This window comes from Marilutibacter penaei, from assembly GCF_014145395.1.
GTDB lineage: Bacteria > Pseudomonadota > Gammaproteobacteria > Xanthomonadales > Xanthomonadaceae > Marilutibacter > Marilutibacter penaei.
In genome coordinates, this window is the sequence record NZ_JACHTE010000006.1 from 64,509 (window position 1) to 88,994 (window position 24,486).

Sequence of the window (24,486 nt, forward strand, 5' to 3'; positions counted from 1 at the left end):
CTCAGCGCGCGGCCGGACTGACCTGCACCACGCGGATTGCGTCGCGGCCCTGCTCGGCGATGAGCTGGCGCGAGGCGTCGCGATCGGCCGCGGTGGCCGCGGCGACCTCCACGTCGCGGGCGCGCAGCCACTCGGCGACCGCGTCGGCCCGGGCCTGTGCCAGCACGATTTCGCCCCCGGCGTGGCCGAGCACGTCGACCCGGTCGTACTGCCATCGCTGCAGCGCCCACAGGATGTCGGCCAGGCGTGCTTCGGCGTCGGCGTCGAGCACGCTGCTGTCGTCTTCGAAATGGAGCATCGGCAGGGGCTGGAAGGCCGGGACGACCTGTACCCGCGTCGCATCGTCCACGACCATCGCCTGTTCGAGCCGCCGCGCGGCTGGCACGTCCAGCCCGGCCTGGGGGCTCAGGAGCCAGCGGGCCTGGCGGCCCTGGTCGACCACGTCGAACTGCCCCAGGGACGCCATCGCCCGTTGGGCCAGGGCCTGGGTCTTCTCGACTTCCGCATGCTGCGCCGCGCTGGAATCGCGCTGCGCGGTCTGCAGGCGCTGCACGCTCGCGCGCAGCTCCGCGAGGGTGGCCTTGTCCCGCGCGAGCGCCGCCTCGTCCGCGGTCAGCACCTCGCTCAGGGTCACCCGGACCGGCCGCTCGAGCACGTCTTCCAGCTGGTCCTCCAGGCGTTTCGCCATCCGCGGCTGGGCGGACGGCGTCAGCAGCACGGCGTCGACCAGGATGGTCTCGTCCGCGCGCTCGACGCGCAGGGTGGTGACGCGGGCATTGGCCTCGCGGGCGGCGTCGTTGAGGGTGGTCCGCACGGTGCGTTCGGCCAGGCCCCGGGCGGCGATGTTGCGCAGCGCGATGCCAAGCGGGATCGACAGCAGCACGAAGGTGGTGACGATCAGCGCGGCCTGCCATGCGGTCTGCTTGGGCGAGTCGTGCCGGCCGAAGCCGTACCAGCGCGCCATGATCGTCACCGACAGCGCGATTGCCAGCAGGTTGGTCATGAACAGGAAGCCCGCGCCGCCGGCGATGCTTCCGTTGCCCACCGCCAGCCCGAAGCCGGTGACCGCGAGCGGCGGCATCAGGGCGGTCGCGATCGCGACGCCGACGATGGTCTCGCCCTTGCGCGTGACCGTCGCATAGGCGCCGGCGAGGCCGGAGAAGATCGCCACCAGCAGGTCGAACAGGTTGGGTGCGGTCCGCGCCAGGATCTCGGGGGTCGGTTCCTGCAGCGGCGACACCAGCACGATCAGCGCGGCGATCCCCAGCGAAAGCAGCACGCCGACCACCAGCGTCTTCAATGCTTCGCGCAGGCTGCGCAGGTCGAAGGTCGCCAGCGACATGCCCATCTTCACGATCGGCCCCATCAGCGGCGATATCAGCATCGCGCCGATGATCACCGCGACCGAGTTCTGCAACAGGCCCAGCGTCGCGATGCCGCATGACATCACGATCATGAAGGCATAGCGCGGGCCCAGCGCACCGGCTTCGTCCACGTGCGCGACCACGTCGCTGCGATCGGTATTGAGGTGCGTGGTGCGCCACTGGCGCAACCAGCGCCACAGGGTCTCGGGGTGGGTCAGGACGGACAAGGGCGGGCGCCGGCAACCGGATTGCCGGCAAGCTTAGCCAATTCCTTCCCGCGTGGAAGCCGCCCGGCGGGCCCGGTGCGCGGGCTCAGACGTCGCCGTCGTCCAGCCAGCCCTCGCCGGTGCCGGCGTTGAAGACGGTGTCGGTGTCGAGGACGTTGCCGGCCGGGATCGAGTCGAGCGCGGCCAGCTTCTCGTAGATCGGTGCGAAGTCCGGCCCGGTCGCCTCCATCAGCTGCTCGTAGCTGTCGATGACGAAGTAGGTCTTCTGGTAGGTATCGATGCGGTAACGCGTGCGCATCACCCGCTCCAGGTCGAAGCCGATCCGGTTGGGAGCAGCGCTTTCGAGGCAGTGGATCGACTCGCCCTTCGAGGAGACGATGCCGGCGCCGTAGATGCGCAGCCCGTCCGGCTGGCGGATCAGGCCGAACTCGACCGTGTACCAGTACAGACGGGTCAGGTTGACCAGCGCGGCCTCGCCGATGCCGTGCGCCTTCACGCCGCCGCGGCCGTAGGCCTGCATGTAGTCGGCGAACACCGGGTTCATCAGCAGGGGCACGTGGCCGAACAGGTCGTGGAACAGGTCCGGCTCGGACAGGTAGTCGAGCTGCTCCGGCGTGCGGATCCACCAGGTGACGGGGAAGCGGCGGTTCGCCAGATGATCGAAGAAGGTCAGCTCCGGCAGCAGGCCCTCGACGCCGACCAGCTCCCAGCCGGTGGCCTTGCGCAGCATGCGGTTGAGGTCGTCGAACTTCGGGATGCGGTCCGGGGCCATGCCCATCGCGCGCTGGCTGGCGAGGAACTCATCGCCGGCGCGGCCGACCAGGAGCTTCTGCTGGCGTTCGAACAGGGTCGCCCAGACATCGTGGTCGATCGAGGTGTAGGTATCCCAGGGCTGGTCCACCACGGCGGTCGTATAGACCGGGACGTAGCCCTTGTCGGTCATCTGGTGCTCGACGCGTTTGGGGGCGGTGTCCATGGCGGTCTCCTTGCGCGGGTGCGTATCCGGGGACCTTTCACTGTAGGGCCGGGACCGCGCAAGCGGATTGCAAAGTTGCGCGCCACGGCTGAATGAGCGCAACATGATTGCGACATTATGTAAATACACGCACCGAATGGCCGCCATCGAGCTCGACCGCATCGATCTGTTGATCCTCGCCGAACTGCAGCGCAGCGGCCGTCAGGCCAATGCGGAGCTGGCCGAGCGCGTTCACCTGTCGCCCTCGGCCTGTCTGCGCCGGGTGCAGCGGCTGGAGCGCGACGGCGTGATCGCCGGGTACCGCGCGGTCGTCGAGCCCGAGGCCATCGGGGTGGGCCTGCAGGCCTTCGTGCGGGTGCAGCTGGCCGACCACGGCGTCGAGGCGATCGAGGCATTCAGCCGTTTCGTCAACCAGTGGGACGAGGTCATCGCCTGCCATGCCCTGACCGGCGACATGGACTACCTGCTGCACGTCGCGGTGCAGGACCTCGAGCACTTTTCCCGCTTCCTGCTGGACCGCCTGCTGAACCAGGCCGGGGTCGACGACGTCAATTCCAGCTTCGTGCTGCGCACGGTCAAGCCGTTCCGCGGGCTGCCGCTGCCGACCCTCGCGGGTTGAGGGCGTATGCTGGTCGCGTCCACGATCCGGGAGTGTGTTGCCCATGCGACGAGTGCCCACGGTTGCCGTGTCCGTCCTCTGCGCTCTGCTCGCGGCCTGTAGCGCGCCGCCTGCCGACCCGCCCGCTTCCGGCGACTCCAGCGGGACTCCTGCCGCGGACGCGCCCGTGGGGGGCGACCGCGATGCCCAGGGCTGCATTCCGTCGGCGGGCTATCGCTGGTGCGAGCGCAGCCAGGCCTGCGAACGGCCATGGGAGCTGGCCGAGCGCGAAGGGTTCCCCAACGAGGCCGGGCGCTTCGAGGAGTGGTGCGCGTCGACGCCGGGCCCCGCGGCTGGGCCGGTGGCCGGCTGAGCGCGCACGGCCGCGGCCAGCGACGGGAACGGCCGCATGACGCGGCCGCTCCCCGGTCAAGGCACGGACGGGCTCAGAAGCGCCATTCGCCGCCGATGCTGACGGTGTCGACGTCCACGTCCACGCCGTCGAAATCACCCTGGCGGCGGTCGTAGTTCAGGCTCAGGCCCCAGTTCTGGTTGAAGTCGTAGCCGACGCTGACGCCGTAGTACGGCTTGGTGGAGCTGATGTCGTCGACGACGTCGAAGGTGTCTTCGCGCACCTGCGCGGTCAGGCGCGCCACGCCGGCGCGGCCGCCGATGAAGAAGCCGGTGTTGTCGGGACCGAAGTGGGTGCGGCCCGCGACGCCGATGCCCATGGTCACCAGGTCGGCTTCCTGGTCATCGCCGAGGTCGGAGTTGTACAGGGTGCCGACATGGCCTTCGATGGCGAAGTTGGGGTTGAACCAGTAGCCGCCGCCGAAGATCGCGGAGGTGTCCGAGTCGTCGGCACGCACGCCGGCGTAGTCCAGCTCGGTCTCGCTGTTGCCGATTTCCGCGCGCAGGAAACCCTGGCCGGCCACGGCGGTGCTGGAGAACAACGCGAGGGCCAGGCTGGTGCCGGCGAGGATGAGGGTCTTGTTCATGCAATCGTCCATAAATGTTGATGTCGCCCCGTTTGGGCGCCGGCATCCTGCCGGGCGGCCTGCATGATGTCAATTTTGTGTTAACCGTGCGGACGCGGACGCGGACGCGCTGCCGGGCGACTCACTGGACGCAGGCATCACGCCGCAACCAGCGGTCCACCGTCCCCTGCCGGGCTTCGCAGTCGGCACGTGCCTGGGCCGCTTCGCGCTCGGCGCGGGCGGTCGCGGCACGCTGCGCAGCGTTCGAGCGTTGCAGGGCCTGTTCGGCCAGGCGGGCGCGGATGACTGGCAATGCGGCGAGCGCGGCGCGTTCGCCGGCCATGATCGCCGCACTGCGCTGCTCGAAATCCGCCGGGCCGATCTGCTGCACTTCGGGGCGGATCACCACGTCGGCGCGGGCCAGCTCCTCGGCGCCGGCACGCTGGCCCATGATCGCGATCGACCGGTTGACGATGCCGAGCATGTCGCTCGGTGCGCTGCCGTTGGCCTTGGTTGAGATGTCCACCGCGATCACGAAATCCGCGCCAAGTTCGCGGGCGGCATCGACCGGTACCGGGCTGACCACGCCGCCATCGACGTAACGCTTGTCGCGGATGGCGACCGGCTCGAACACGCCGGGGATGCTGCTCGATGCGCGCACGGCCTGGCCGGTGTTGCCACGCACGAAGACCACGCGCCGCCCGGTGTCGAGCTCCGTAGATACCGCGGCGAACGGGCGCGGCAGCGCGTCGATCGCCTTGCCGCCGACCTGCGCGTTCACGTAATCCTGCAGCGCCTGGCCCTGCACCAGGCCGCCCGAGAACAGGCGCACGTCGCGGATGCTGGATTCATCCAGCGCCACCGCGCGGTCCTGCATCTGGAACGCGTCCATGCCGCTTGCGTAGAGCGCACCAACGACACTGCCGGCGCTGGTGCCGGCGACCGTATCGACCCGGATGCCGTTGGCCTCGAGCATCTTGATCACGCCGATGTGCGCGAACCCCTTGGCCGCGCCGCCGCCCAGGGCCAGCCCGACCTTGAGTTCGGGCGGCGGCGGTGCCACCACTGCAGGCGGGGGCGCCGGGCGCGTCGGGTTGCCGCCACAGGCGGCCAGCACCGCGACGGCGGCGAGCAGGGCGGCGGGACGGAACAGGCGGCGGGCAGGCGTGCGCATCGGACAGGGTGGCATGGGCGAGCGGCCAGCATAGCGGCCCGCCCACACCCTTGGCCTGCTGCAGGCCAAACGGCCGTCAGGCCGCTGCCCAGTGGCCGCGGAACATGAAGAACACCGCGCCCATCAGGCACAGGCCGGCCCACAGGTAGTCCAGTTTCAGCGGCTCCTTCATATAGAAGAATGCGAAGGGCACGAACACCGACAGCGTGATGACTTCCTGCAGCACCTTCAGCTGGCCGAGCGTCAGCACGGTGTAGCCGATCCGGTTGGCCGGCACCTGCAACAGGTACTCGAACAGGGCGATGCCCCAGCTGGCCAGCGCCGCGACGATCCACGGCTTCTGGCTCATGTCCTTGAGGTGGGCATACCAGGCGAATGTCATGAACACGTTGCTGAGTGTGAGCATCAGCACCGTCAATCCGATCGCGCGCATCCGGCCATCTCCCGCAGGGCGGCCGCAGGGCGACCGCGAGCCGGCGGAAAGGGGCATCGGGCCGCGCCGGCACGGCCCGATGCCGCTGGATCAGAAGCTGTTGTCGCCGTCCAGCAGGCGGCCGAGGCCCCCGAGCATCGAACCTTCCCCGCGGGCCTGGCCGCCGCCCTGCGGCGCCGCGGCCAGCATGCGGCCGGCCATGCGCGAGAACGGCAGCGACTGCAGCCAGACCTTGCCCGGGCCCTTCAGCGTGGCCAGGAACATGCCCTCGCCACCGAACAGCATGCTCTTGATGCCGCCCACGCGCTGGATGTCCATGTCGACGCTGTCGTGGAACGCGACCACGCAGCCGGTGTCGACGTCCAGCCGCTCGCCGGCCTTGAGGTCGCGCTCGACGATGGTGCCGCCCGCGTGCACGAACACCCAGCCGTCGCCTTCGATCTTCTGCATGATGAAGCCCTCGCCGCCGAACAGGCCGGTGAGGATCTTGCGCTGCAGGTGGATGCCCAGCGACACCCCGCGCGCGCCGGCCAGGAAGCTGTCCTTCTGGCAGATCAGCCGGCCGCCGTGCTCGTCGAGCTTCATCGCCAGGACGGTGCCGGGGTAGGGCGCCGCGAAGGCGACATGCGCCTTGCCGCTGCCGGTGTGGGTGAACGTCGTCGTGAACAGGCTCTCGCCGGTGACCACGCGCTTGCCGGCCGACAGCAGCTTGTCGAACACGCCGCCGCCCTGGCCGCTGTGCGAGCCGTCGCCGAAGACGGTGTCCATCTGCACGCTGGAATCCTTGTACATCAGCGCGCCGGCCTCGGCGATCGCGGTCTCGCCCGGGTCGAGCTCGACTTCGACGAACTGCATGTCGGTGCCGACGATGCGGTAGTCGATATCGTCGCTGCGGCCCTTCATCGGCGGGGGCGCCGGCGGCAGGTGCGCGGGCGCGCTGCCGGTGGCCTCGGCGAACTCCGGCATCGAACGCGCCGGCTGCCAGCCGCTCATGCCCTCCCGCCAGCATTGCGCGGCCGGGTTCTGGCGGACATAGGCCTGCGCGGCCTCCATCTCGAGCGGACCGACGCGTTCACCGTTGGGGGGGACGAAATACCACGTGCTCATCGGGCAATCCTTTGTTCGGGGGAGCGATGGAGTGTATATGGACGTGAAGTTCGCGCATCGCCCGGAGGTCACCCCGCGATGCGAACTGCCTGCCCCCTGGCGAACGGAAGATGGCCATGCACCCGGATACCTCCGCCTACAACACGGCCCTGCCACCGGAAACGCGGGAGATCTGCAGTCTCCTCGCACGGGAGATCGACGCCCACCTGCCGGAGGCCGCGAACCGGATCTGGCACGCGCACCCGGTCTGGTTCCTCGACGGCAATCCCGTGGTCGGCTACAGCCAGCTCAAGGCTTGCGTGCGCCTGCTGTTCTGGAGCGGCCAGTCCTTCGACGAGGAGGGCCTGTCGAAGGAAGGCACGTTCAAGGCCGCCGAGCGGCGTTACACCGCGGTCGAGCAGGTGGACACCGCGGATCTCCAGCGCTGGCTGTCCAAGGCACGCGACATCCAGTGGGACTACAAGCACCTGGTCAAGCGCAAGGGACGGTTGGAACGCTTGAAGTGACGAGGCGCCGCGCGCACCCGCCGGGCCGGTCCGGACTCACTCGCGCGGCGTGCCGAACGCCTCGCCGAAGAAGTCGCCCTCGTTCCAGCGGGGCCGGTCCGGCGCGTCGGCGATGCGCTGGCCGATCACCGCGTTGAGGCGGGCCAGGCGGGCGGCATCGTCGTAACGGATCGGTTGCGAGGCGTCATCGCCGGGTCGGTGGTAGTGCTCGCGCATGAACGCGCCATTGATCGCCTTGGCGTCCACGCCATCGCGGCCCTGGTGACCGCCGACCAGGTAGACGGCGGGAATGCCGGCGCGGATGAAGGCGTACTGGTCGCTGCGGACGAAGATGGAGGCCTCGGGCACCGGATCCGGCGACAGTCCGACACCGACCTCGCGTGCGGCGGCTTCGACGAGCGGCGCGAGCGTGGAGTGCTCGATGCCGACCGGCACCACGTCGGTCGTGGGCGCCAGCAGGACCGGCATGTCCATGTTGACGTTGGCGACCAGCGTGCCGGGGGCGACGGTCGGATGCCGGGCGAACCACTCCGCGCCAAGCAGGCCTTTCTCCTCCGCGGTGACCGCCACGAACAGCAGTGAGCGCCGGGGCGCGGTGTCCGACTGCACCAGCCGCTTCGCCGCTTCGAGCAGGATCGCCACGCCCAGCGCATTGTCGAGGGCGCCGTTGTAGATGGCGTCGCCATCCACCGGTTCGCCGATGCCGACATGGTCGAGGTGGGCGCTGAACACCACGTGCTCGGCGGCGAGGGTGGGGTCGCTGCCGGGCAAGAGGCCGACCACGTTGCGCGAGGCCACGGGCGTCACCCGGGTGCGCGAGGCCAGCGTCACCCTGCCCGGCAATTCGAACGCCCGCAACGTGCCGGCCTCCGCATGCGCGAACAACTGCCGCGCGCTGTGGCCGCCGGTGTCGAGCAGCTGTGCCGCGACGCCTGCCCGGACCCGTGCGACCACCTGCAGCCCGGGGAAGGTGTCGAGCGCCGTGCCGTCTTCGCTGCGCAGGCGCATCGACGGCCTTCGCCAGTTGAGCGTGCCGTGCGCCCACGGGCTGCGCGCCTCGTCGGCATCGGTCGCGACGAAGATCGCTCCGATCGCACCGCGGTCGGCCAGCGTGCGCAGCTTTTCGCGGTTCGAGGCGTGGAACGCCCGCCGGTCGGTATCGAAGGTGCGCGGCGCGCCTCCGAACAGCACCGCGATCCGGCCCGTCACGTCGACGCCCGAAAAGTCGTCGTGCCCGAGCGCGGGGGCATGCACGCCCTGTCCGACGAACACCAGCGGTGCGGTGACCGATGCCGTGCCGCGGTTGAAGTCGACGTCGGGCAGGAAGTCGTCGCCGAAGCGCAGCGCGGTGTCGGTGCCATCGCGGTGGATCACGAAGGCCGCGTCCTCCTCGCGCCGCTCGCCCTTCAGCAGCGGCACCGTCTGGTAGTAGCCCCCCTCGCCCGCAGGTGCCAGGCCGGTGGCGCGCATCCGCTGGGCCACGTACAGGGCCGCCAGGTCGAAACCGCGGGTGCCGGCCTCGCGTCCTTCCAGCAGGTCGTCGGCGAGGAAGCGGACATCCGCCTCGATGCGCCGGGCATCCGCGCCCGCGGTGGCGTCGTAGGGTTCGGGCGCCGGGCGGGGCGCGTCGGGCGTACAGCTGGAAAGTGCGACCAGGCAAAAGGCCAGGGAAAGGACGCTCGAACGGGGCATGGCGGGATCCGGCGGCGGACAGGGGGCAGCGTACAGGGGCTTCGCGCGGGCTGCGATAAGCTCGCCGCATGTTCGAGCTGCATGGCGTGAGCAAGCAGTATGGCCCCCGGTTCGCCCTGCGCGACGTGTCGCTGTCGATCGCGCCCGGCCGCACCACGGCGCTGATCGGGCCCAGCGGGGCGGGCAAGTCAACCTTGTTGCGCATGCTGGTGGGGCTGGAATGGCCGGACGCGGGCGAGGTGGTCTTCGATGGCGCGCCCCTGCATCGGAAGGGCCTGCTCGAGCACCGGCGCCGGATCGGCTACGTGATCCAGGAAGGCGGGCTGTTCCCGCATCTCGTCGCCGCGGACAACGCCGCGCTGCTGGCGCGGACCCTCGGCTGGTCGCGTCCGCGCATCGCGAACCGGCTGGAGACGCTCGCGGCGTTGTGCCAGCTGCCGGAGGATGCGCTGGAGCGGTATCCGGCGGCGCTGTCGGGCGGCCAGCGGCAGCGCGTGGGGCTGATCCGCGCGCTGATGCTCGACCCGCCCGTGCTGCTGCTCGACGAGCCGCTGGGCGCGCTCGACCCCATCATCCGCCATGCACTCCAAGCGCAGATGCGGGGCCTGTTCGAGCGCCTGGGCAAAACGGTGGTGATGGTCACCCACGACCTCGCGGAGGCGGCCTATCTTGCCGATACCCTGGTCCTGCTGCGCGACGGTCGCGTGGTACAGACCGGAACCGCGCGCGAATTGCTCGATGCGCCGGTCGAACCCTTCGTCACGGACTTCCTCCATGCCCAGCGCAGTCTGGAGGCATGCCTGTGAAGCGCTGGCTGGGATGGCTCATGGCCACGCTGGTGCTGTCGGCCCATGCCGGCGAGCCCGTGCGCATCGGCAGCAAGAACTTCACCGAGTCGGTGCTGCTGGGGGAGATCGCAGTGGGGGTGGGCCGCGCCGAAGGGGTCGAGGTCGAACATCGCCGCCAGCTGGGCGGCACCCGGATCCTGTGGCGCGCGCTGCAGGAAGGCAGTATCGATGCCTATCCGGAATACACCGGCACGCTGGCGCGCGAACTGCTGCGAATGCCCGACGCCGACATCGATGCGCTGGAGGCCGCACTGGCGGAGCGCGGCCTGCGCATGACCGGCCCGCTGGGCTTCGACAACACCTACGCGCTGGGGATGCGCGCCGACCGCGCACTGGAACTGGACATCGATCGGATTTCCGCACTGGCCTCGCACCCCGGCCTGGTGCTGGGTCTCAGCAACGAGTTCATGCAGCGCGAGGATGGCTGGCCCGGCCTGCGCGAGGCGTACGGCCTGCCCCAGTCCGCCAACGGACTCGACCACGACCTCGCGTATCGCGGGCTGGAGAGCGGATCGGTCGACGTGATCGACCTGTACAGCACCGATGCGGAGATCGCCCACTACAACCTGGTCGTACTGGACGACGATCGCCGCTACTTCCCGTCCTACCAGGCGGTCTACCTGTACCGCGCGGACGTGGACGCGCGCGCGCCGCAGTGGAGTGCCGCGCTGTCCGCGCTGGCCGGTACGATCGATGCGCCGTCCATGCGCGCGATGAACGCGGAGGTGAAGCTGGAGCGGCGCCCGGAAGCGGCGGTGGCCGCCGCCTGGCTGGGGCAGGCCGCGCCCGTCTCGCGCGGGCGGCTTTCACGGATCGCCCGCCGCACGCTGGAGCACCTGGGCCTGGTCGGCGTGTCGCTGGGAATGGCGCTGGTGGTGGCGCTGCCGCTGGGTGTGTTTGCCGCGCGCAGGCCGAAGGCGGGGCAGGTCGTGCTGTCGCTGACCGGAGTGTTGCAGACCCTGCCGTCGCTGGCGGTGTTCGTCTTCATGATCCCGCTGTTCGGGATCGGCGCCGCCCCGGCCATCGCCGCGCTGTTCCTGTACAGCCTGTTGCCGATCGTCCGGAACACGCACGCCGGCCTCGCCGGTATTCCGCGCGACCTGCGCGAGACCGCGGCGGCGATCGGCCTGCCGCCGCGCACCCGCTTGTGGCGGGTCGAACTGCCTTTGGCCGCGGGCACGATCCTGGCGGGCATCAAGACCGCCGCGGTCATCAACGTCGGGACCGCCACCCTCGGTGCGCTGATCGGCGCGGGCGGCTACGGCCAGCCGATCCTGGCCGGCATCCGCCTCGACGACATCGGACTGATCCTCGAGGGGGCGATACCCGCCGCCCTGATGGCCCTGGCCGTGCAGGGCCTGTTCGAGGTGCTGGAGCGCCGGGTGACGCCCCGCGGGCTGCGCCTGGCCGCGCGCAGCTGAGCCGGGAGCTGCTCAGCCGGAGATCGCGAGCTTCTCCTGCTTGTAGCGGTTCACCGCGAGTACCCACAGCAGGGCCGCGAGGCCCAGGCCCGCGATGAGATAGACCGCCCAGACGTCCGGACCGATCCACTCGCCGCGGATCACCTTCAACAGCATCTGGTTCTGCGCGAGGAAGGGGACGGCGTACTGCCACAGCTCGGACTTGACCGGGTTCACCATGAGCACGAAGGTGGGCACCATCGGCATCAGCATCAGCCACACGGTGTGGCTCTGCGCTTCCTTCATGCTTTTCGCGGAGGCGGCGAGGAAGGTCAACAAGGCGGTGCCGATCAGCAGCATCGGCAGCAGGATCACCAGCATCCGCAGGATCGCCATCAGGCTGACATCGACCATCCTGGCGACGCTTGGTGCCAGCATCGCGCTGCCCTTGAAGGCGAGCAGGGTCAGCAGCAGGGTGGTGAGTCCCAGCAGGCAGGCGGCGGCGATCTTGCCGCTGACGATGGCGCCGCGGGGCGCCGGCGTGGCCAGCAGCGGTTCGAGCGACTGGCGCTCGCGCTCGCCCGCGGTGGCGTCGATGATGAGGTAGGCGCCGCCCAGGAACGCACTGAGGATCAGCAGGTACGGCAACATCACCGCGAGCAGCCGGCCCTGCTTGGCCTGTGCGCTGGCCAGGTCGCGGTTGCCCACGGCGATCGGCGCCACCACCGCCGGATCGATGCCGCGCACCATCAGCCGCAGCGAGCCGACCTGGTTGCGGTAGGTCTCAAGCGCACGCCGGACCCGCGCGACCGGGATCTCGGCATTGCGGCGGGTGCTGTCGGCCAGGATCTCCACCTGCGCGCTCCGGCCCTGCGACCAGTGCGCGCCGTAGTCCTCCGACACCACCAGTCCGACATCATGGTCCTGGCGCACGATCGCGGCTTCCAGGTCGTCCGGGGCCGGGACCGCCTTGATGCTCTGGGTGGCGAGATGGGCGACCAGGTTCGGCGCACGTTCCGCACCGACCACGGGCAGCTCCAGTTCGCCCTCGAGCTGGGTGCGCGCCCGCGACTCGGCCAGGTGGCCCATCCCCATGATCATCAACGGGTACAGCAGCGGTGCCAGCAGCAGGGTCATCGCGAGGGTGCGGCGGTCGCGTGCGATGTCGCGCAGCTCCTTGCGCATCACGGACACCAGCGTGGCGAAATACCCCGGCGCCTTCGTCTTCATGCCGTTCATGCGTGCAGGCCCTCCGGTGAGCCGATGGCCTTGACGAAGGCGTCCTCGAGGTTGGTCTCCGCGAAGCGTTCCCGCAGCTCGTCCGCGGTGCCCGCGGCGACCACCTGGCCCTTGGCGATGATGACGATGCGGTCACACAGGGCCGCGACCTCCTGCATGATGTGGCTGGAGAAGATCACGCAGCGCCCTTCCGCGCGCAGCTTGAACAGGAACTCGCGCATCGCGCGCGTGGTCATCACGTCCAGGCCGTTGGTGGGTTCGTCGAGGATCACGTTCCTCGGGTCGTGGACCAGCGCCCGCGCGATCGCGGTCTTGGTGCGCTGCCCCTGGCTGAACCCCTCGGTCTGCCGATCGAGGATGTCGGTCATGTCCAGGGCTTCTGAGAGCGTTGTGGTACGGCGGGCGACGTCGCTGCGCGACAGGCCGTGCAGCTCGCCGAAGTACGCGATGTTCTCGCGCGCGGTGAGGCGCTTGTAGACGCCGCGCGCATCCGGCAGCACGCCCAGTGCACGTCGCACCGCGGTCGGTTCGGCGGTGGCATCCAGGCCGTCCACTTCGACCGTGCCGCTGTCGGGCGTCATCAGGGTGTAGAGCATGCGCAGGGTGGTGGTCTTGCCGGCGCCGTTGGGGCCGAGCAGGCCGGTGATCTGCCCGTCGTGGGCCTCGAAACTGACGCCATCGACCGCCTTGACCGTGCCGGTCCGGGTCTTGAACGCCTTGTGCAGGTCGTGTGCGGAAATCATGGGGTATGCGGTCTCGTATGCGGGTGGACGGTTCGGGAGTCGCGCGCGGCGCGTCAGGGCTCCCAGCCGTTGTAGCCAGTGAAGGGCGGGACATAGGACAGCGTGTCCAGGCAGTCGGCATCCAGCGCCGCCGGATCGGCCGACTCGACGAACTGCGCGACCAGCCGCGGCATGCAGCCCACGCCCATCACGCCGTGGCCCTGGCCCTTGAGGGCCAGATGGCGGGCGTTGCCGAGCGCCGCCGCGACTTCATCGCCGTACTCCGGCGGGGTGACCGGGTCGAGGTCGCCGGAGATCAGCAGGGTGGGGATGTCGCCGCTGTAGGCGTCGTTGAAACCGGCGGGCGCGTCGCCGGCGGGCCAACCTTCGCAGCCGGCAAAGAACTGCGGGCCGAGGTCGGCGCCCATCAGGGTGCCGGCATCGGCATCGTCGGGGGTATAGCGTGGCGCGTCCTCGGCGCAGACCACCGACAGGCGCATGCCGAGGTTCATCATCCCCTCCATGCGGCCGCTCCAGAACTGCGCGATCGACATCAGCGGTCCGTAGCGGCCTTCCTCCGCCTCGTCGATGACCAGCGGCAGCAATGCGCTGAGCTGCGGCACGTAGGACACGCCGTGCACCAGTCCGACCAGCGTGTCGGCGTCCAGCGTGCCGGTTTCGGCGGCGAACGTCGTGGGGTGGCGGTAGCCCACTTCGAGCGGCTCGGCGCGCAGCTTGGCCTCGAGTGCGCGGATGCGCCCCACGAGGTCGTCGCCGAAGCGCTCGCGGCATGCCGGCTGCTCACCGCATTGCGCGTCCTGGCGGTCGAGCGCGCGGTCGAGCATGCGCGCGAACTCGCCGCCCACCACCAGCCGGTTCGGGACCACGCCATCCAGCACCACGGTGCGGGTATGCGACGGGTAGCGCATCGCGTACTGCTGGGCGACGCGCGTGCCGTAGGACCCACCCATCACGTTGATCCGGTCGACGCCCAGTGCGGCGCGCACCGCGTCCAGGTCGGCGATCGCGTGCGTGGTGGTGTAGAAACGGGTGTCGGCCCGGCCTTCCAGCGAGCGCAGGCATTGCCGGAAGTAGGCCTTGACCTCCTCGACGTCACCGCTCGCCGCGGCGTCGAAGCCCAGCAGCTCACCGTCGGCATCGCGGCAATCCAGCGGGTTCGACTGGCCGGTGCCGCGCTGGTCGACGAGGATCACGTCGCGCTGCTTGAGCACGTCCTTGAGGGCCATCTCGACCATCGGCGCCACCCCGGTTGCCGCCTGTCCGGGGCCGCCCGCGATGAAGAACAGTGGATCGTCGCTGCCACCGCCCTTCTCCGCCTCCAGCCAGGCCAGGTTGAGGCGGATCTGCCGGCCCCCGGGACTCGCCGGATCCTCGGCGACTTCGAAGCCGCCGCACTGGGCTTCCACCGTCGGCATGCCATCCTCGCCGCCCAGCACGCAGGGCTGGAACGCGATCTCGCCGTAGCGATGGACCGTTGTGTCGTCTTCCAGCGGCGCCTCGGGGCCCGGTTGGCAGCCGGCGGCCAACAGGACGGCTGCGGTGGCGGCCGCGAGGGCGGCGCGAGGCCACGCCCGGCGGCCCGGGCGGTTCATAGAAGAGTGCTGCATGGGTGTCCCGTCAGGTCGTTGGTCGATCACCAACAGCATGACAGACGGGAGCGACCGCTTGAATGTGACCGAAGGCACCGGGCCGGCCGCGCCGGCGATCCCCGGCGCGGCGGCGGACGTGCGGGAGACGGTGAAAGCCAGTCGAGTTACTTGCTGCTGACGTACTTCTCGCGACGGATGCGCTTGATCTCCAGCCCCCCGTCCTTGAGTGCTTCGAAACAGGCATCCACCATGTCCGGGTTGCCGCACAGGTAAGCGATGTCCGCGCCGGCATCCGGTTCGATCTCCGCCAGGTGCTGCTGCACGTAGCCATGGCGGACATCGGCATGCGCATGCGCGCTGCCCGCGGCCGGGAGTTCGCGCGAGAAACACGGCATGAAGCGGAAATTCGACGGATGACGGTCGGCGAACGCCCGGAACTCGTCGCCATAGAGCAGCTCGTCCGGCGTGCGTGCGCCGAACAGCAGTACGACCTTGATGCCGCGCTCGCGGATCGCGGCGTCCAGCTGCGGCAGCATGGCGCGGTAGGGCGTGACGCCGGTCCCGGTGGCGATCAGCAGGTAGCGGGCATTGTCGTCGCCCGGCAGGAGGCAGAAACGCCCGAACGGGCCACTGGCATCGACGGTGTCGCCGACATCCAGCCCTTCGAACAGTGCCGTCGCCGCACCGCCCGGCACGTAGCTCACCGCGATCTCGACCGCTTCGCCCGGTCCCATCGCATGGTCGTGGATGGTCGCCAACGAGTAGCTGCGCTTGGTCGCCGTGCCATCCGCATAGGTGAAGTGGACCTGGATGAACTGCCCGGGGATGAAGTCCAGCGGCTGGCCGTCATCCCGCACCAGCGTGTAATGGCCCACGGCGGGCGCAAGCATGCGGCGCGAGACGAGCTTGAGCGGGAAATGCGGAATGGCCACGTCGGCAACAGGCTCCTCGGGTGATTCGTCCGGACCGGGCACCCCGCCGCGGTCGCCGCCGGGGACGGGGGTGGAACACAGTAGCCCGGACCGGGGACGTCGGGCCGCCTATAATAGCGGTTCGCGCCGCGACCTCCGTCACGGCGCCCCCCACAGCATGGCTTCCGCGATGACCCCACCCCCCGATCCTGCGGGCTCGCCACCGGCTCTCTCGGTCCGCGACCTGCGCAAGACCTATGACACCAAGGTCGAGGCGCTCAAGGGCGTCTCCCTCGACGTCGCCCAGGGCGACTTCTTCGCCCTGCTCGGCCCCAACGGCGCCGGCAAGAGCACCCTGATCGGCATCGTCAGCTCGCTGGTGAACCTCAGCGGTGGCGAGGTCCGCGTGTTCGGCACCGACCTTGCCAGCGACCGCGCGGCGGCGATGCGCCTGATCGGCCTGGTGCCGCAGGAAATCAACTTCAACATGTTCGAGAAGCCGCTCGATATCCTGGTCAACTACGCCGGCTTCTACGGCATCCCGCGCGAGGAAGCGCTGGTCCGCGCCGAGCAGGAACTGCGCCGCGCCCACCTGTGGGAGAAGGCGCGGATGATGAGCCGCACCCTGTCCGGCGGCATGAAGCGCCGGCTGATGATCGCCCGCGCGATGATGACGCGGCCGCGGCTGCTGATCCTCGACGAGCCCACCGCCGGCGTCGACATCGAGATCCGCCGCGGCATGTGGCACACCCTGCGCGAGATCAACGCCGCCGGCACCACGATCATCCTGACCACGCACTACCTGGAGGAAGCGGAGAGCCTGTGCCGCAACCTCGCGATCATCGACCGCGGCAGCATTGTCGCGGCCGGGCCGATGAAGTCGCTGCTGGCGCGGCTGGACGTGGAGGGCTTCCTGCTCGACATCGATGGCCAGCTGCCGGCGCGCCTGCCCGCCATCGAGGGCGCCACGCTGAGCGCGGCCGACGACCACACCCTCGACATCGAGATGCCGCGCGCGATGGACCTCAACCGCGTGTTCGCCGTCCTCGGCGAGGCCGGCATCCGCGTGCGCTCGATGCGCACCAAGTCCAACCGCCTGGAAGAACTCTTCGTCCGCATGACCGGCGACAACGCCGCCGACGGCACCGCCCAGGTCGCACCGGAGCCCACCGCATGAGCGCCATCGACACCGGCGCCACCGCGCCCAGCCCCTTCCGCCTGCACCTGGTCGCGCTGGGCACCATCGTGCGCCGCGAGATCAGCCGCATCCTGCGCATCTGGGGCCAGACCCTGGTGCCGCCGGCGATCACCATGACGCTGTACTTCCTGATCTTCGGCGGGCTGATCGGCTCGCGGATCGGCACCATGGACGGCATCAGCTACATGGACTTCATCGTCCCGGGGCTGGTGATGATGAGCGTGATCCAGAACAGCTACGGCAACATCTCGTCGAGCTTCTTCGGCGCCAAGTTCGGCCGCCACGTCGAGGAACTGCTGGTCAGCCCGATGCCGAACTGGGTGATCCTCACCGGCTACGTCACCGGCGCGGTCGCGCGCGGCCTGGCGGTCGGCGTGATCGTGCTGGGCATCGCCATGCTGTTCACGCCGGTGCGCATCCCGCACCCCTTCGTCACCCTGACCACGGTGCTGCTGGGCGCGACGATCTTCGCCCTGGCCGGCTTCGTCAACGCGGTCTACGCCAAGAAGTTCGACGACATCGCGATCGTCCCGACCTTCATCCTGACCCCGCTGACCTACCTCGGCGGCGTGTTCTATTCGGTCAAGCTGCTGCCGGACTGGGCCGAGGCCGCCACCCACGCCAACCCGATCTTCTATATGGTCAACGCGTTCCGTTATGGCCTGCTCGGGGTCAGCGACGTGCCGCTGTGGGTGGCCTACGTGCTGATGCTCGGCTTCGTCGTCGTGCTGGCCGCGGTGGGCCTGACCCTGCTGAAGAAGGGCGTCGGCCTGCGCAGCTGAGCGGCTTCGCGCGGGCGCCCGTCATGCGCGGGCGCCCTCGCGCTTCCGCGTCCCCGGTGACGATGGGCGAAGGTGTGACGCAAACCGCGTTGTCCGCCTCCGAAAGGTGACGAATCCGACACTCCCCGCGTGCGGATGCGTGTTGTCGTCGCGGCATCGTTATGATGCTGCGCCAGAACCCATCGGAGGAACGGAATGGAGATCTGTCGGTCAACGAGCACGATGCAACGCGGGGCGGGAATCATCCTGGCGCTCGCATTGACGGCATGTGGCAGCGCCGATCGGCCCGATGCCACTCCCGCCACGACAGAGGGCACGACGCCCGACGCGGCGGCCGAGGCAGCGGATACGGTGCCGGACGCGCCCGTCGCGGCGACGGATGCCGGGCCAACGGGTTTCGAGCTCGGCTCGGTCCCCGTCTCGGACCGGGTGCTCGGCGCCTTCCCGTTCATCGCCCTGCCTGACGGCTACGAAGCCATCAACGAACAGACCCTGAACCTCGCGCGCGTGCCTTTCTGGACCGGCGACCGTCTGGAGGAGGTCGAGGGCAAGGCCTACCTGGCGACGCTCCAGGCCCGCGAAGACCATGCCTATTCCGACCTCGAACTCGAGCGCAACATCCAGCATGTCATCGAACAGGCCGGCGGCGTGCGCATCACCGATTCCGCCATCGCGCCGGACATCCTGCAGGCCGTGCCTCGTGACGTCCGCAAGAACCTCGTCGACGGCTGGGGCGACGTCTACAACAACCCGGTCCAGACCTACGTGATCCGCACCGCGGAGCGCACGGTATGGCTGCACCTGTGCGCCGACAGCGCCGGCGCGGGCCTCATGATCGTCGAGGCCCAGCCCTTCGAGGCCACCGCCAGCCTGCTGCCGGCCGACCGGCTCAAGCGCGAGATCGAGGCGCACGGCAAGGTCGCGATGCAGGTCAACTTCGCGGTCGACAAGGCCGACATCCTGCCCGGCTCGATGCCGCAGATCGAGCAGGTAGCCGACCTCATGGCGAACGACCCCGCGCTGCAACTGGCCATCCACGGCCACACGGATGCGAGCGGCGACGCTGTCCACAACCAGATGCTGTCCGAATCCCGTGCGGAATCCGTTGTCGCCGCGCTGGTCAAGCGCGGCATTGACGCTTCGCGGCTCCAGGCCAAGGGCTTCGGCCAGAGCGAGCCGGTGGCCGACAACGCGACCGGGGACGGCCGCGCGAAGAACCGAAGGGTGGAGCTGGTCAGGATCTGATCACCTCTGCACACCGTTCCACGACGTCGACCGGGGTCGCCGTCGCGGAACGGACCCGACGACAGTCGATATAGAAAGATCGGGACACATGCCATGCCTGTGCCGTGGCGCTTTTGCTATCTTCGGGATGTGCAGGCGTGTTCGACCGCGTTTGAGCCGCGATCACCGTCGCACCCGACACAGGACGAGGTTGGCACGTGAAGGAACACATTCCGCACATTGGCACGGCCCCGACATGCCTGTCGGGGCGCCTGCAGCCCGCCGTGCGTTCCCCAGCCCAGCAAGGTGTCGCTGCGTGTCGCCAGCGGCCACCGCGGCCCTGTCCAAGTCCTGCCCCGTTCCCCTGATCCCAATCCCCCACCCCCTGACTGGAGTGCTCTTTCATGTCGAATGCCTTCAAGCCCCTGATCTGCGCGATGACCGTGACGCTCGCCTCGCTGGCAATTCCCCCCTCCGTATCCGCTCAAGGAGGAGACCTCGCCGCGATCGGCGAACAGATGGGGAAAAGCGTAGGCGCGATGAACACCATCGCCGGCCTGTGCGGAGATGCCACGGACAGCGAGCTCGCAATGCTCAAGCAGAAACAGCGCGCCCAGCACCAGCAGTCCGGCATGGATGCCGCCTCGTTCGATCGCGGCTTCTCGTCCGGTGAGCAGCAGGTCCAGCAAAAGTGGCAGACCCTCTCCGCATCCGAGCGGACCAACGCCTGCGTCGAGGTCAAACAGCAGTTCGAGGAGATGGCCCGGCAGCTCGGCCAGACCTACGGCCAGTGAGCCAAACCCCATAAAATTCCATGAATGCGCTGGACGTCGGCGATCCTGTCGATTGACCGACGTTCGTCAGGGAGACACCTGGAAGTGAACGAACGACTTTCCCTTGCATTGGGCCGCAGCCTCGCGGTCGTCTTGCTGGCCGGCGCGCTAGCGGCCTGCGGTAGCGACCAAGGCGCCGATGCCGAAGCGCCGACTGGCGACGGGACTGCAGAGCCGGGCCCAAGTCCGGTGGTCGAGCCGCGTCAGGAGGCGGCGGATATTGCCGCCGGAGCCGCACCGGGGGATGCGCCCTTCACGATCGAAGATGTTCCGGTTTCGGCCGTGCCTCTTGGAGCGTTTCCCTACTTCTCCATCCCGGACGGCTACAAGGAAGCCGCGCCGCGCAATGTCAGTCGCCTCGACTTCGGCCAGGCGGCGTTCTGGACAGGGGACCGTTTCGAACGGGTCGAGGGCAAGGTTTACGCAACCGGGATCCGCGTGGATCGCGACAGCGGAAAGCAATTCTCGCCACTGGAGGTGGCACGCAACCTCGAACACGTGGTGAAGCAGGCAGGCGGCGTGGAGGTCTTTTCGGGCGAAACCCCGACCGAAGTCCGCAATGATCCATCCATCGAGGCGCTGATGAAGCCGTATCACGCCGAGGCCCGGTGCTGGGCCCATGCGCCCATCCAGACCTTCGTGATTCGACGGGAAGGCGCGACGATCTGGGTCCGCACCTGCCAAGCACAGAATTACGCCGGCTTGATCGTCGCCGAAGAGGAGGCCTTCGTTTCCACGTCCCGGCTCCTTCCCGCGGATGCGCTCAAGCAGAAGCTGGATGCGGACGGCCGGGTCGCCCTGCAGATCCACTTCGCCACCGACAAGGCCGACATCCTGCCGGAATCGCAGCCGCAGATCGCGCAGATCCTGGAATTGCTGGAGCAGCATCCGTCGCTGGAGCTTGCCGTCAACGGCCACACGGACAACACCGGCGACGCCGAGCACAACCAGGCACTGTCGGAGGCGCGGGCAGGCGCGGTCGTGACCGCACTGGCCTCCAAAGGCATCGAAGCTGCGCGTTTGCAGGCACAAGGTTTCGGCCAGAGCCAGCCGGTTGCCGACAACAGTACCGAAGTGGGCAAGGCGGCGAATCGGCGCGTGGAACTGGTGCGACGCTGACACGATCAAGAGGTGCAGCGTGGACTTTTTCAATCGAGTCCGCGACCGCACATGCCCGAACTGAACGTCACTTCCTACGGAACCAAGGAGCCTCCTGGTGTCGCTGAACGAAACTCGACCCCGCCTCGTACTCCTCACCTTCATTCCCCTCGCCGTCGCAGCGGCCCTGGCAGGCTGCAAGCGTCCGGCTGACGACGGCACAGCCCCGTCGGCCGTGCAGGCACCCGTTGCCGCGACCGCGTCCGCGGAGGATGACAGTGGGCGGCCCCAAGCCACGGAGCCGGACACCGGCGCGGACACTTTCGACGTGACCTCGGTGCCGGTTTCGCAAGAGACCTTGGGCGAATTCCCCTACTTCACCCTTCCGGCCGGTTACAAGCCGCAGAGCCGCGAGACCCATGATTACAACCGTTTCCCGTTCTGGGTTGGTGACCGTTTCGAGTGGGTAGAGGGCAAGCTGTGGGCCAGTTTCATCGGCACCGAAGCCGGCAAGAAGATGTCGCAGTACGAGATCGCACGCAATCTCGATGCGATCATTGCCGGTGCGGGCGGTGTCAAGGTGTTCGAGGGGCAGGTGCCGGCACAAGCGGTGGAGTCACTCGGAAACGATGTGATGGTCGAGTACAACACCGGCCTGGGCAACATCGCCGGCAGACCCAGTGTGGTCTGGCTGCTACGCCAGCCCGAGCGCAACATCTGGGTGTATCTGAACACCTACAGCGCCGGCGGCAGCCTCGCCATCGCCGAGTCGGAAGCTTTCGTGCCGACCGCGACGCTGATCCCCGCCAGCGAGTTGCGTCAGCTCCTTGACGACGATGGCCGCATCTCGCTGCAGATCCACTTCGCCACCGACAAGGCCGAGATCCTGCCCGAATCCCAGCCGCAGATCGATGAAGTGCTTCAGCTGCTGCAGCAGGATCCAGGCCTCGCGCTCTCGGTCGACGGCCACACTGACAACACAGGCAGTGCGACCCACAACCGGGCGCTCTCAGAGGCGCGTGCGCAGGCGGTCGTGGCTGAGTTGAACGAGGGTGGCGTCGACGCCTCCCGTCTCAAGGCCCAGGGATTCGGACCGGACCGACCCATCGCCGACAACGCCACTGAATCGGGACGTGCGCAGAACCGCAGGGTGGAACTCGTGAAACGTGGGTAAATCGTGATGAATGTCACGAAGCCAAGTGCGATCCCTGACTTTCGACATTGGCCATACGGTCAAGTCTTGATCTCGTCATCGTTGACGGTTACCTTTCGCGTGCCCTCAGGCGTCACTAAGTGGCGTTCCGTGTCGCGAAATGTCCGCAGGGGGCCGGAACAGCCGTATACGTCCGACCAGACCCTGCATCTGGAAACGTCGCGGAGCAGGGAATCACTATCGAGAAGGAGAGGCCACTCATGGAACTCAAGCAGCGCAAGTTCGGCAAGCGTCAGACCGGTCAGGGCATGACCGAGTACATCATCATCGTCGCGTTGATCGCGATCGCTTCGATCACTGTTGTCAGCTTCTTTGGTGGCACGGTGCGTAACCAGATGGCCGGCATGGCCACTGAGCTGTCCGGCCAGAAGGCCACTGACGAGATCTCCGCAGCGCAGAATGCAGCGGACGTTGCGTCGGGCGACGCCCAGACCGAAAAGAACATGGGCTCGTACGAGAACACCGTTAGCCAGTAACGCCCGAGAGACCCTTGGCGACAAGGCCAAGGAGTTGACGTGCTTGCAGCACCGACCCGCATGCACGATTGAGGTGCAGCCCAACTGCAGGACCCGTGACCGGGCGTACATCCGTGCGCCCGTGACCGGGCTGCGGTCCGGGTCTTAGGTGTTGGTCGGCACGTGACATGGAGTGACGCGCTATGCAGCCAAAGGATCTCTCCCCGACAAGGGACTCGCGTGGGCCCGTCGCACGCGCACGCCTTGTCTCGGCCATGCACAAGCATCGCGGGCAAGCCATGGTGTTGTTCCTGGTGTTGGTCGGGATCCTGTGCCTTGGCGCCATCCTGATGTTCAACACCGGGCAGGCGGTGAACAAAAAGGTCAGCCTGACCCATACTGCCGACGCCGCGGCCTATAGCGTCGCGGTGCAACAGGCCCGGGCGATGAACTTCGCCGCCTACATGAATCGTGCCCGCGTCGCCAACGAAGTCGCGATCGCGCAGCTGGTCAGCATGTGGTCCTGGATGAACATGTTCCATTCGCATGCGGTCATCGGCCACAACCTGATGACTTACCTGAGTTTCGTCCCTTACATCAACATCGTCGCCAGACCCATGGCGCAGGTCTACAAGCAGGTGGAACGGGTGATTGGCCGGGCGCGCGACGCCTACCATCCGTTCGCGAACGGGGTCATTGGGGCCGTGGACGGAGTGAACGGCATTCTTGCAACCGCGGCCAGCGCGACGCTGCGGTTCGGAGGGGGTTCCAATGGCTTCATGATCGCCCGCGAGGTGGTCGAAAAGAACGATCCCACCGCGAGGATCGCTCCGTTGGGTCATGCACTGCTGCTGAAACAACTGTTGGAGGCGTCGGCGCTGCCCGGCGGCAAGCTGTTTGACGAGCATCGGGCCAGAAGCCCGAATCCGGGGATGGATCGTTACCGTAACGTGGTGATGGCCTCCCGTGATCGCTTCACGGCGGACCGCAACGACTTTCTCGGGATCGATTTCTCGGTGGTCAAGATCGGCTTCAACGAAGCCGGTGGCACCGACATGGTGCAGTACAACCGCTGGGTGGCCGCCGATGGCCTGGATTTCACCGCGGAGATCGACCTCGGACTGTTCGACATCGATTTCGACGTCCCGCTGGGTTTCGGCGGTGCCCAGGCACTGGAGAGCCGCAATCGCCAACCGGGTTTCTTCCAGGGTGGCTGCCCGAACAATCGCAACGGGGGCATCTGCGCCGGTGGCCGGAATCGCCGCGGCAAGGGCTGGTACTCCGACTACCATCCCGGCGAGCGAACCTACAAGCAGTACAACGGCGCCGGTGACACCTTCGGCGGACGTCGCGGCTTGATCGACCGGTATCCCTCGGTGAACGCGCCGGCCAGCGTGCCGTTCTTCACGCCGATGCGCCCCACCGGTCAGCGCAACCGGAAGAGGGACGCCTACTTCAGCGGCTATCAGGGACTTCGGGATTACCACGACGTCAAGCAGGACGTCGTGGATTCATCGAGCGAGGAGCATCCAGGGCCCACGTTTACCGTTCTGGTCGAAAGCGAGCGTCAGGCCGCGCGCACCAGCGAAGACATCGATGGGATCGGCGGGCCCGAAGGCGGTCAGCTGGAACTGGACAATGCAATGAGGGGCGACAAGCTCACGGCGATCGCGTCAGCCCAGACCTACTTCGTGCGTCCTTTCGATCCTGCCAGCAGCACCGCTAGATGGTTCATGAGGAAGGTGCCGAGGCAGTGGGGCGGCGAGCCGCAGGCGGTGAACGAACTGGAGAAGGGCAGCGTATTCAGCCCCTACTGGCAAGCCCGCCTGGTGGAGACCCCCAAGGAGGACTACATCGCCGCGGGGCTAGACGCCTTGATTTCTGGGGGTTGAGTTGAAG

General features: G+C 68.3%; 24 protein-coding genes. 13 read left to right on the plus strand and 11 right to left on the minus strand.

Annotated elements, in window-relative coordinates; genetic code table 11:
• Position 1: 1 nt before the first annotated feature.
• Both H4F99_RS09290 and phhA read right to left on the minus strand, forming a co-directional pair.
• Positions 2–1,591 carry a DUF389 domain-containing protein gene (locus tag H4F99_RS09290; RefSeq protein ID WP_182669463.1) on the minus strand — a complete coding sequence of 530 codons (1,590 nt, stop codon included), beginning with the start codon at positions 1,589–1,591 and terminating at the stop codon, positions 2–4.
• An 85-nt stretch (positions 1,592–1,676) separates the two neighbouring features.
• On the minus strand, positions 1,677–2,567 hold the full coding sequence (gene phhA, locus H4F99_RS09295) for a phenylalanine 4-monooxygenase (RefSeq protein WP_182669464.1): 891 nt from the start codon (positions 2,565–2,567) through the stop codon (positions 1,677–1,679).
• A 136-nt stretch (positions 2,568–2,703) separates the two neighbouring features.
• On the opposite strand from phhA, the gene H4F99_RS09300 reads away from it, so the two are divergent.
• Together H4F99_RS09300 and H4F99_RS09305 are read left to right on the plus strand one after the other, a co-directional pair.
• The gene (locus tag H4F99_RS09300; protein WP_182669465.1) at positions 2,704–3,186 is read left to right on the plus strand and encodes an Lrp/AsnC family transcriptional regulator; all 483 of its coding nucleotides are present in this window, start codon (positions 2,704–2,706) and stop codon (positions 3,184–3,186) included.
• A 43-nt stretch (positions 3,187–3,229) separates the two neighbouring features.
• The gene (locus tag H4F99_RS09305) at positions 3,230–3,538 is read left to right on the plus strand and encodes a hypothetical protein (RefSeq protein WP_182669466.1); all 309 of its coding nucleotides are present in this window, start codon (positions 3,230–3,232) and stop codon (positions 3,536–3,538) included.
• A 73-nt stretch (positions 3,539–3,611) separates the two neighbouring features.
• Here H4F99_RS09305 and H4F99_RS09310 read toward each other — a convergent pair whose 3' ends face one another.
• The 4 genes from H4F99_RS09310 to H4F99_RS09325 form a co-directional block, all read right to left on the minus strand.
• The gene (locus H4F99_RS09310) at positions 3,612–4,163 is read right to left on the minus strand and encodes an outer membrane beta-barrel protein (protein ID WP_182669467.1); all 552 of its coding nucleotides are present in this window, start codon (positions 4,161–4,163) and stop codon (positions 3,612–3,614) included.
• Positions 4,164–4,284: 121 nt separating this feature from the next.
• Entirely contained in the window at positions 4,285–5,316 is a 1,032-nt protein-coding gene (locus H4F99_RS09315) for a patatin-like phospholipase family protein (RefSeq protein ID WP_182669468.1), read from the minus strand.
• Positions 5,317–5,392: 76 nt separating this feature from the next.
• Positions 5,393–5,749: a DMT family protein gene (locus H4F99_RS09320; RefSeq protein WP_182669469.1), complete on the minus strand. Its 357-nt coding sequence runs from the start codon at positions 5,747–5,749 to the stop codon at positions 5,393–5,395.
• Between the two features lie 90 nt (positions 5,750–5,839).
• The gene (locus tag H4F99_RS09325) at positions 5,840–6,856 is read right to left on the minus strand and encodes a TIGR00266 family protein (RefSeq protein WP_182669470.1); all 1,017 of its coding nucleotides are present in this window, start codon (positions 6,854–6,856) and stop codon (positions 5,840–5,842) included.
• A gap of 116 nt (positions 6,857–6,972) precedes the next feature.
• On the opposite strand from H4F99_RS09325, the gene H4F99_RS09330 reads away from it, so the two are divergent.
• The gene (locus H4F99_RS09330) at positions 6,973–7,362 is read left to right on the plus strand and encodes a DUF1801 domain-containing protein (protein WP_182669471.1); all 390 of its coding nucleotides are present in this window, start codon (positions 6,973–6,975) and stop codon (positions 7,360–7,362) included.
• Between the two features lie 36 nt (positions 7,363–7,398).
• On the opposite strand, the gene H4F99_RS09335 is transcribed toward H4F99_RS09330, so the two are convergent.
• Positions 7,399–9,054 (minus strand): M28 family metallopeptidase, encoded by a 1,656-nt coding sequence (locus H4F99_RS09335; RefSeq protein ID WP_182669472.1) that lies wholly within the window; start codon positions 9,052–9,054, stop codon positions 7,399–7,401.
• A gap of 68 nt (positions 9,055–9,122) precedes the next feature.
• Between H4F99_RS09335 and H4F99_RS09340 the strand changes: the two genes are divergently transcribed.
• Together H4F99_RS09340 and H4F99_RS09345 are read left to right on the plus strand one after the other, a co-directional pair.
• Positions 9,123–9,860: an ATP-binding cassette domain-containing protein gene (locus tag H4F99_RS09340; protein ID WP_182669473.1), complete on the plus strand. Its 738-nt coding sequence runs from the start codon at positions 9,123–9,125 to the stop codon at positions 9,858–9,860.
• A gap of 20 nt (positions 9,861–9,880) precedes the next feature.
• Positions 9,881–11,323: an ABC transporter permease/substrate-binding protein gene (locus H4F99_RS09345; RefSeq protein ID WP_182669668.1), complete on the plus strand. Its 1,443-nt coding sequence runs from the start codon at positions 9,881–9,883 to the stop codon at positions 11,321–11,323.
• A gap of 12 nt (positions 11,324–11,335) precedes the next feature.
• Here the strand turns inward: H4F99_RS09345 and H4F99_RS09350 are convergent, their stop codons facing one another.
• The 4 genes from H4F99_RS09350 to H4F99_RS09365 all read right to left on the minus strand — a co-directional run bounded on the left by H4F99_RS09350 (position 11,336) and on the right by H4F99_RS09365 (position 15,847).
• Complete coding sequence (locus H4F99_RS09350; protein ID WP_246371661.1) at positions 11,336–12,541, minus strand: ABC transporter permease; 1,206 nt, start codon at positions 12,539–12,541, stop codon at positions 11,336–11,338.
• Positions 12,538–13,284, minus strand: coding sequence for an ABC transporter ATP-binding protein (locus H4F99_RS09355; protein WP_182669474.1), 747 nt, complete (start codon positions 13,282–13,284; stop codon positions 12,538–12,540). Before H4F99_RS09355 ends, H4F99_RS09350 begins: the two co-directional genes overlap by 4 nt.
• 53 nt (positions 13,285–13,337) lie before the next feature.
• Complete coding sequence (locus tag H4F99_RS09360; protein WP_182669475.1) at positions 13,338–14,876, minus strand: alpha/beta fold hydrolase; 1,539 nt, start codon at positions 14,874–14,876, stop codon at positions 13,338–13,340.
• 161 nt (positions 14,877–15,037) lie between these two features.
• The gene (locus tag H4F99_RS09365; protein WP_425488014.1) at positions 15,038–15,847 is read right to left on the minus strand and encodes a ferredoxin--NADP reductase; all 810 of its coding nucleotides are present in this window, start codon (positions 15,845–15,847) and stop codon (positions 15,038–15,040) included.
• Positions 15,848–15,974: 127 nt separating this feature from the next.
• Between H4F99_RS09365 and H4F99_RS09370 the strand changes: the two genes are divergently transcribed.
• The 8 genes from H4F99_RS09370 to H4F99_RS09405 all read left to right on the plus strand — a co-directional run bounded on the left by H4F99_RS09370 (position 15,975) and on the right by H4F99_RS09405 (position 24,479).
• A complete protein-coding gene (locus H4F99_RS09370; RefSeq protein ID WP_182669476.1) occupies positions 15,975–16,961 on the plus strand; it encodes an ABC transporter ATP-binding protein in 987 nt (328 codons plus the stop codon).
• The gene (locus tag H4F99_RS09375) at positions 16,958–17,764 is read left to right on the plus strand and encodes an ABC transporter permease (RefSeq protein WP_182669477.1); all 807 of its coding nucleotides are present in this window, start codon (positions 16,958–16,960) and stop codon (positions 17,762–17,764) included. Before H4F99_RS09370 ends, H4F99_RS09375 begins: the two co-directional genes overlap by 4 nt.
• Positions 17,765–17,986: 222 nt before the next feature.
• The gene (locus H4F99_RS09380; RefSeq protein ID WP_182669478.1) at positions 17,987–19,009 is read left to right on the plus strand and encodes an OmpA family protein; all 1,023 of its coding nucleotides are present in this window, start codon (positions 17,987–17,989) and stop codon (positions 19,007–19,009) included.
• A 383-nt stretch (positions 19,010–19,392) separates the two neighbouring features.
• Positions 19,393–19,782: a hypothetical protein gene (locus tag H4F99_RS09385; protein WP_182669479.1), complete on the plus strand. Its 390-nt coding sequence runs from the start codon at positions 19,393–19,395 to the stop codon at positions 19,780–19,782.
• 24 nt (positions 19,783–19,806) lie between these two features.
• Positions 19,807–20,940, plus strand: coding sequence for an OmpA family protein (locus H4F99_RS09390; RefSeq protein WP_182669480.1), 1,134 nt, complete (start codon positions 19,807–19,809; stop codon positions 20,938–20,940).
• 97 nt (positions 20,941–21,037) lie between these two features.
• A complete protein-coding gene (locus H4F99_RS09395; protein ID WP_182669481.1) occupies positions 21,038–22,093 on the plus strand; it encodes an OmpA family protein in 1,056 nt (351 codons plus the stop codon).
• A 239-nt stretch (positions 22,094–22,332) separates the two neighbouring features.
• Entirely contained in the window at positions 22,333–22,608 is a 276-nt protein-coding gene (locus H4F99_RS09400; protein WP_182669482.1) for a pilus assembly protein, read from the plus strand.
• Between the two features lie 254 nt (positions 22,609–22,862).
• Positions 22,863–24,479, plus strand: coding sequence for a Tad domain-containing protein (locus H4F99_RS09405; protein WP_182669483.1), 1,617 nt, complete (start codon positions 22,863–22,865; stop codon positions 24,477–24,479).
• Positions 24,480–24,486: the final 7 nt, after the last annotated feature.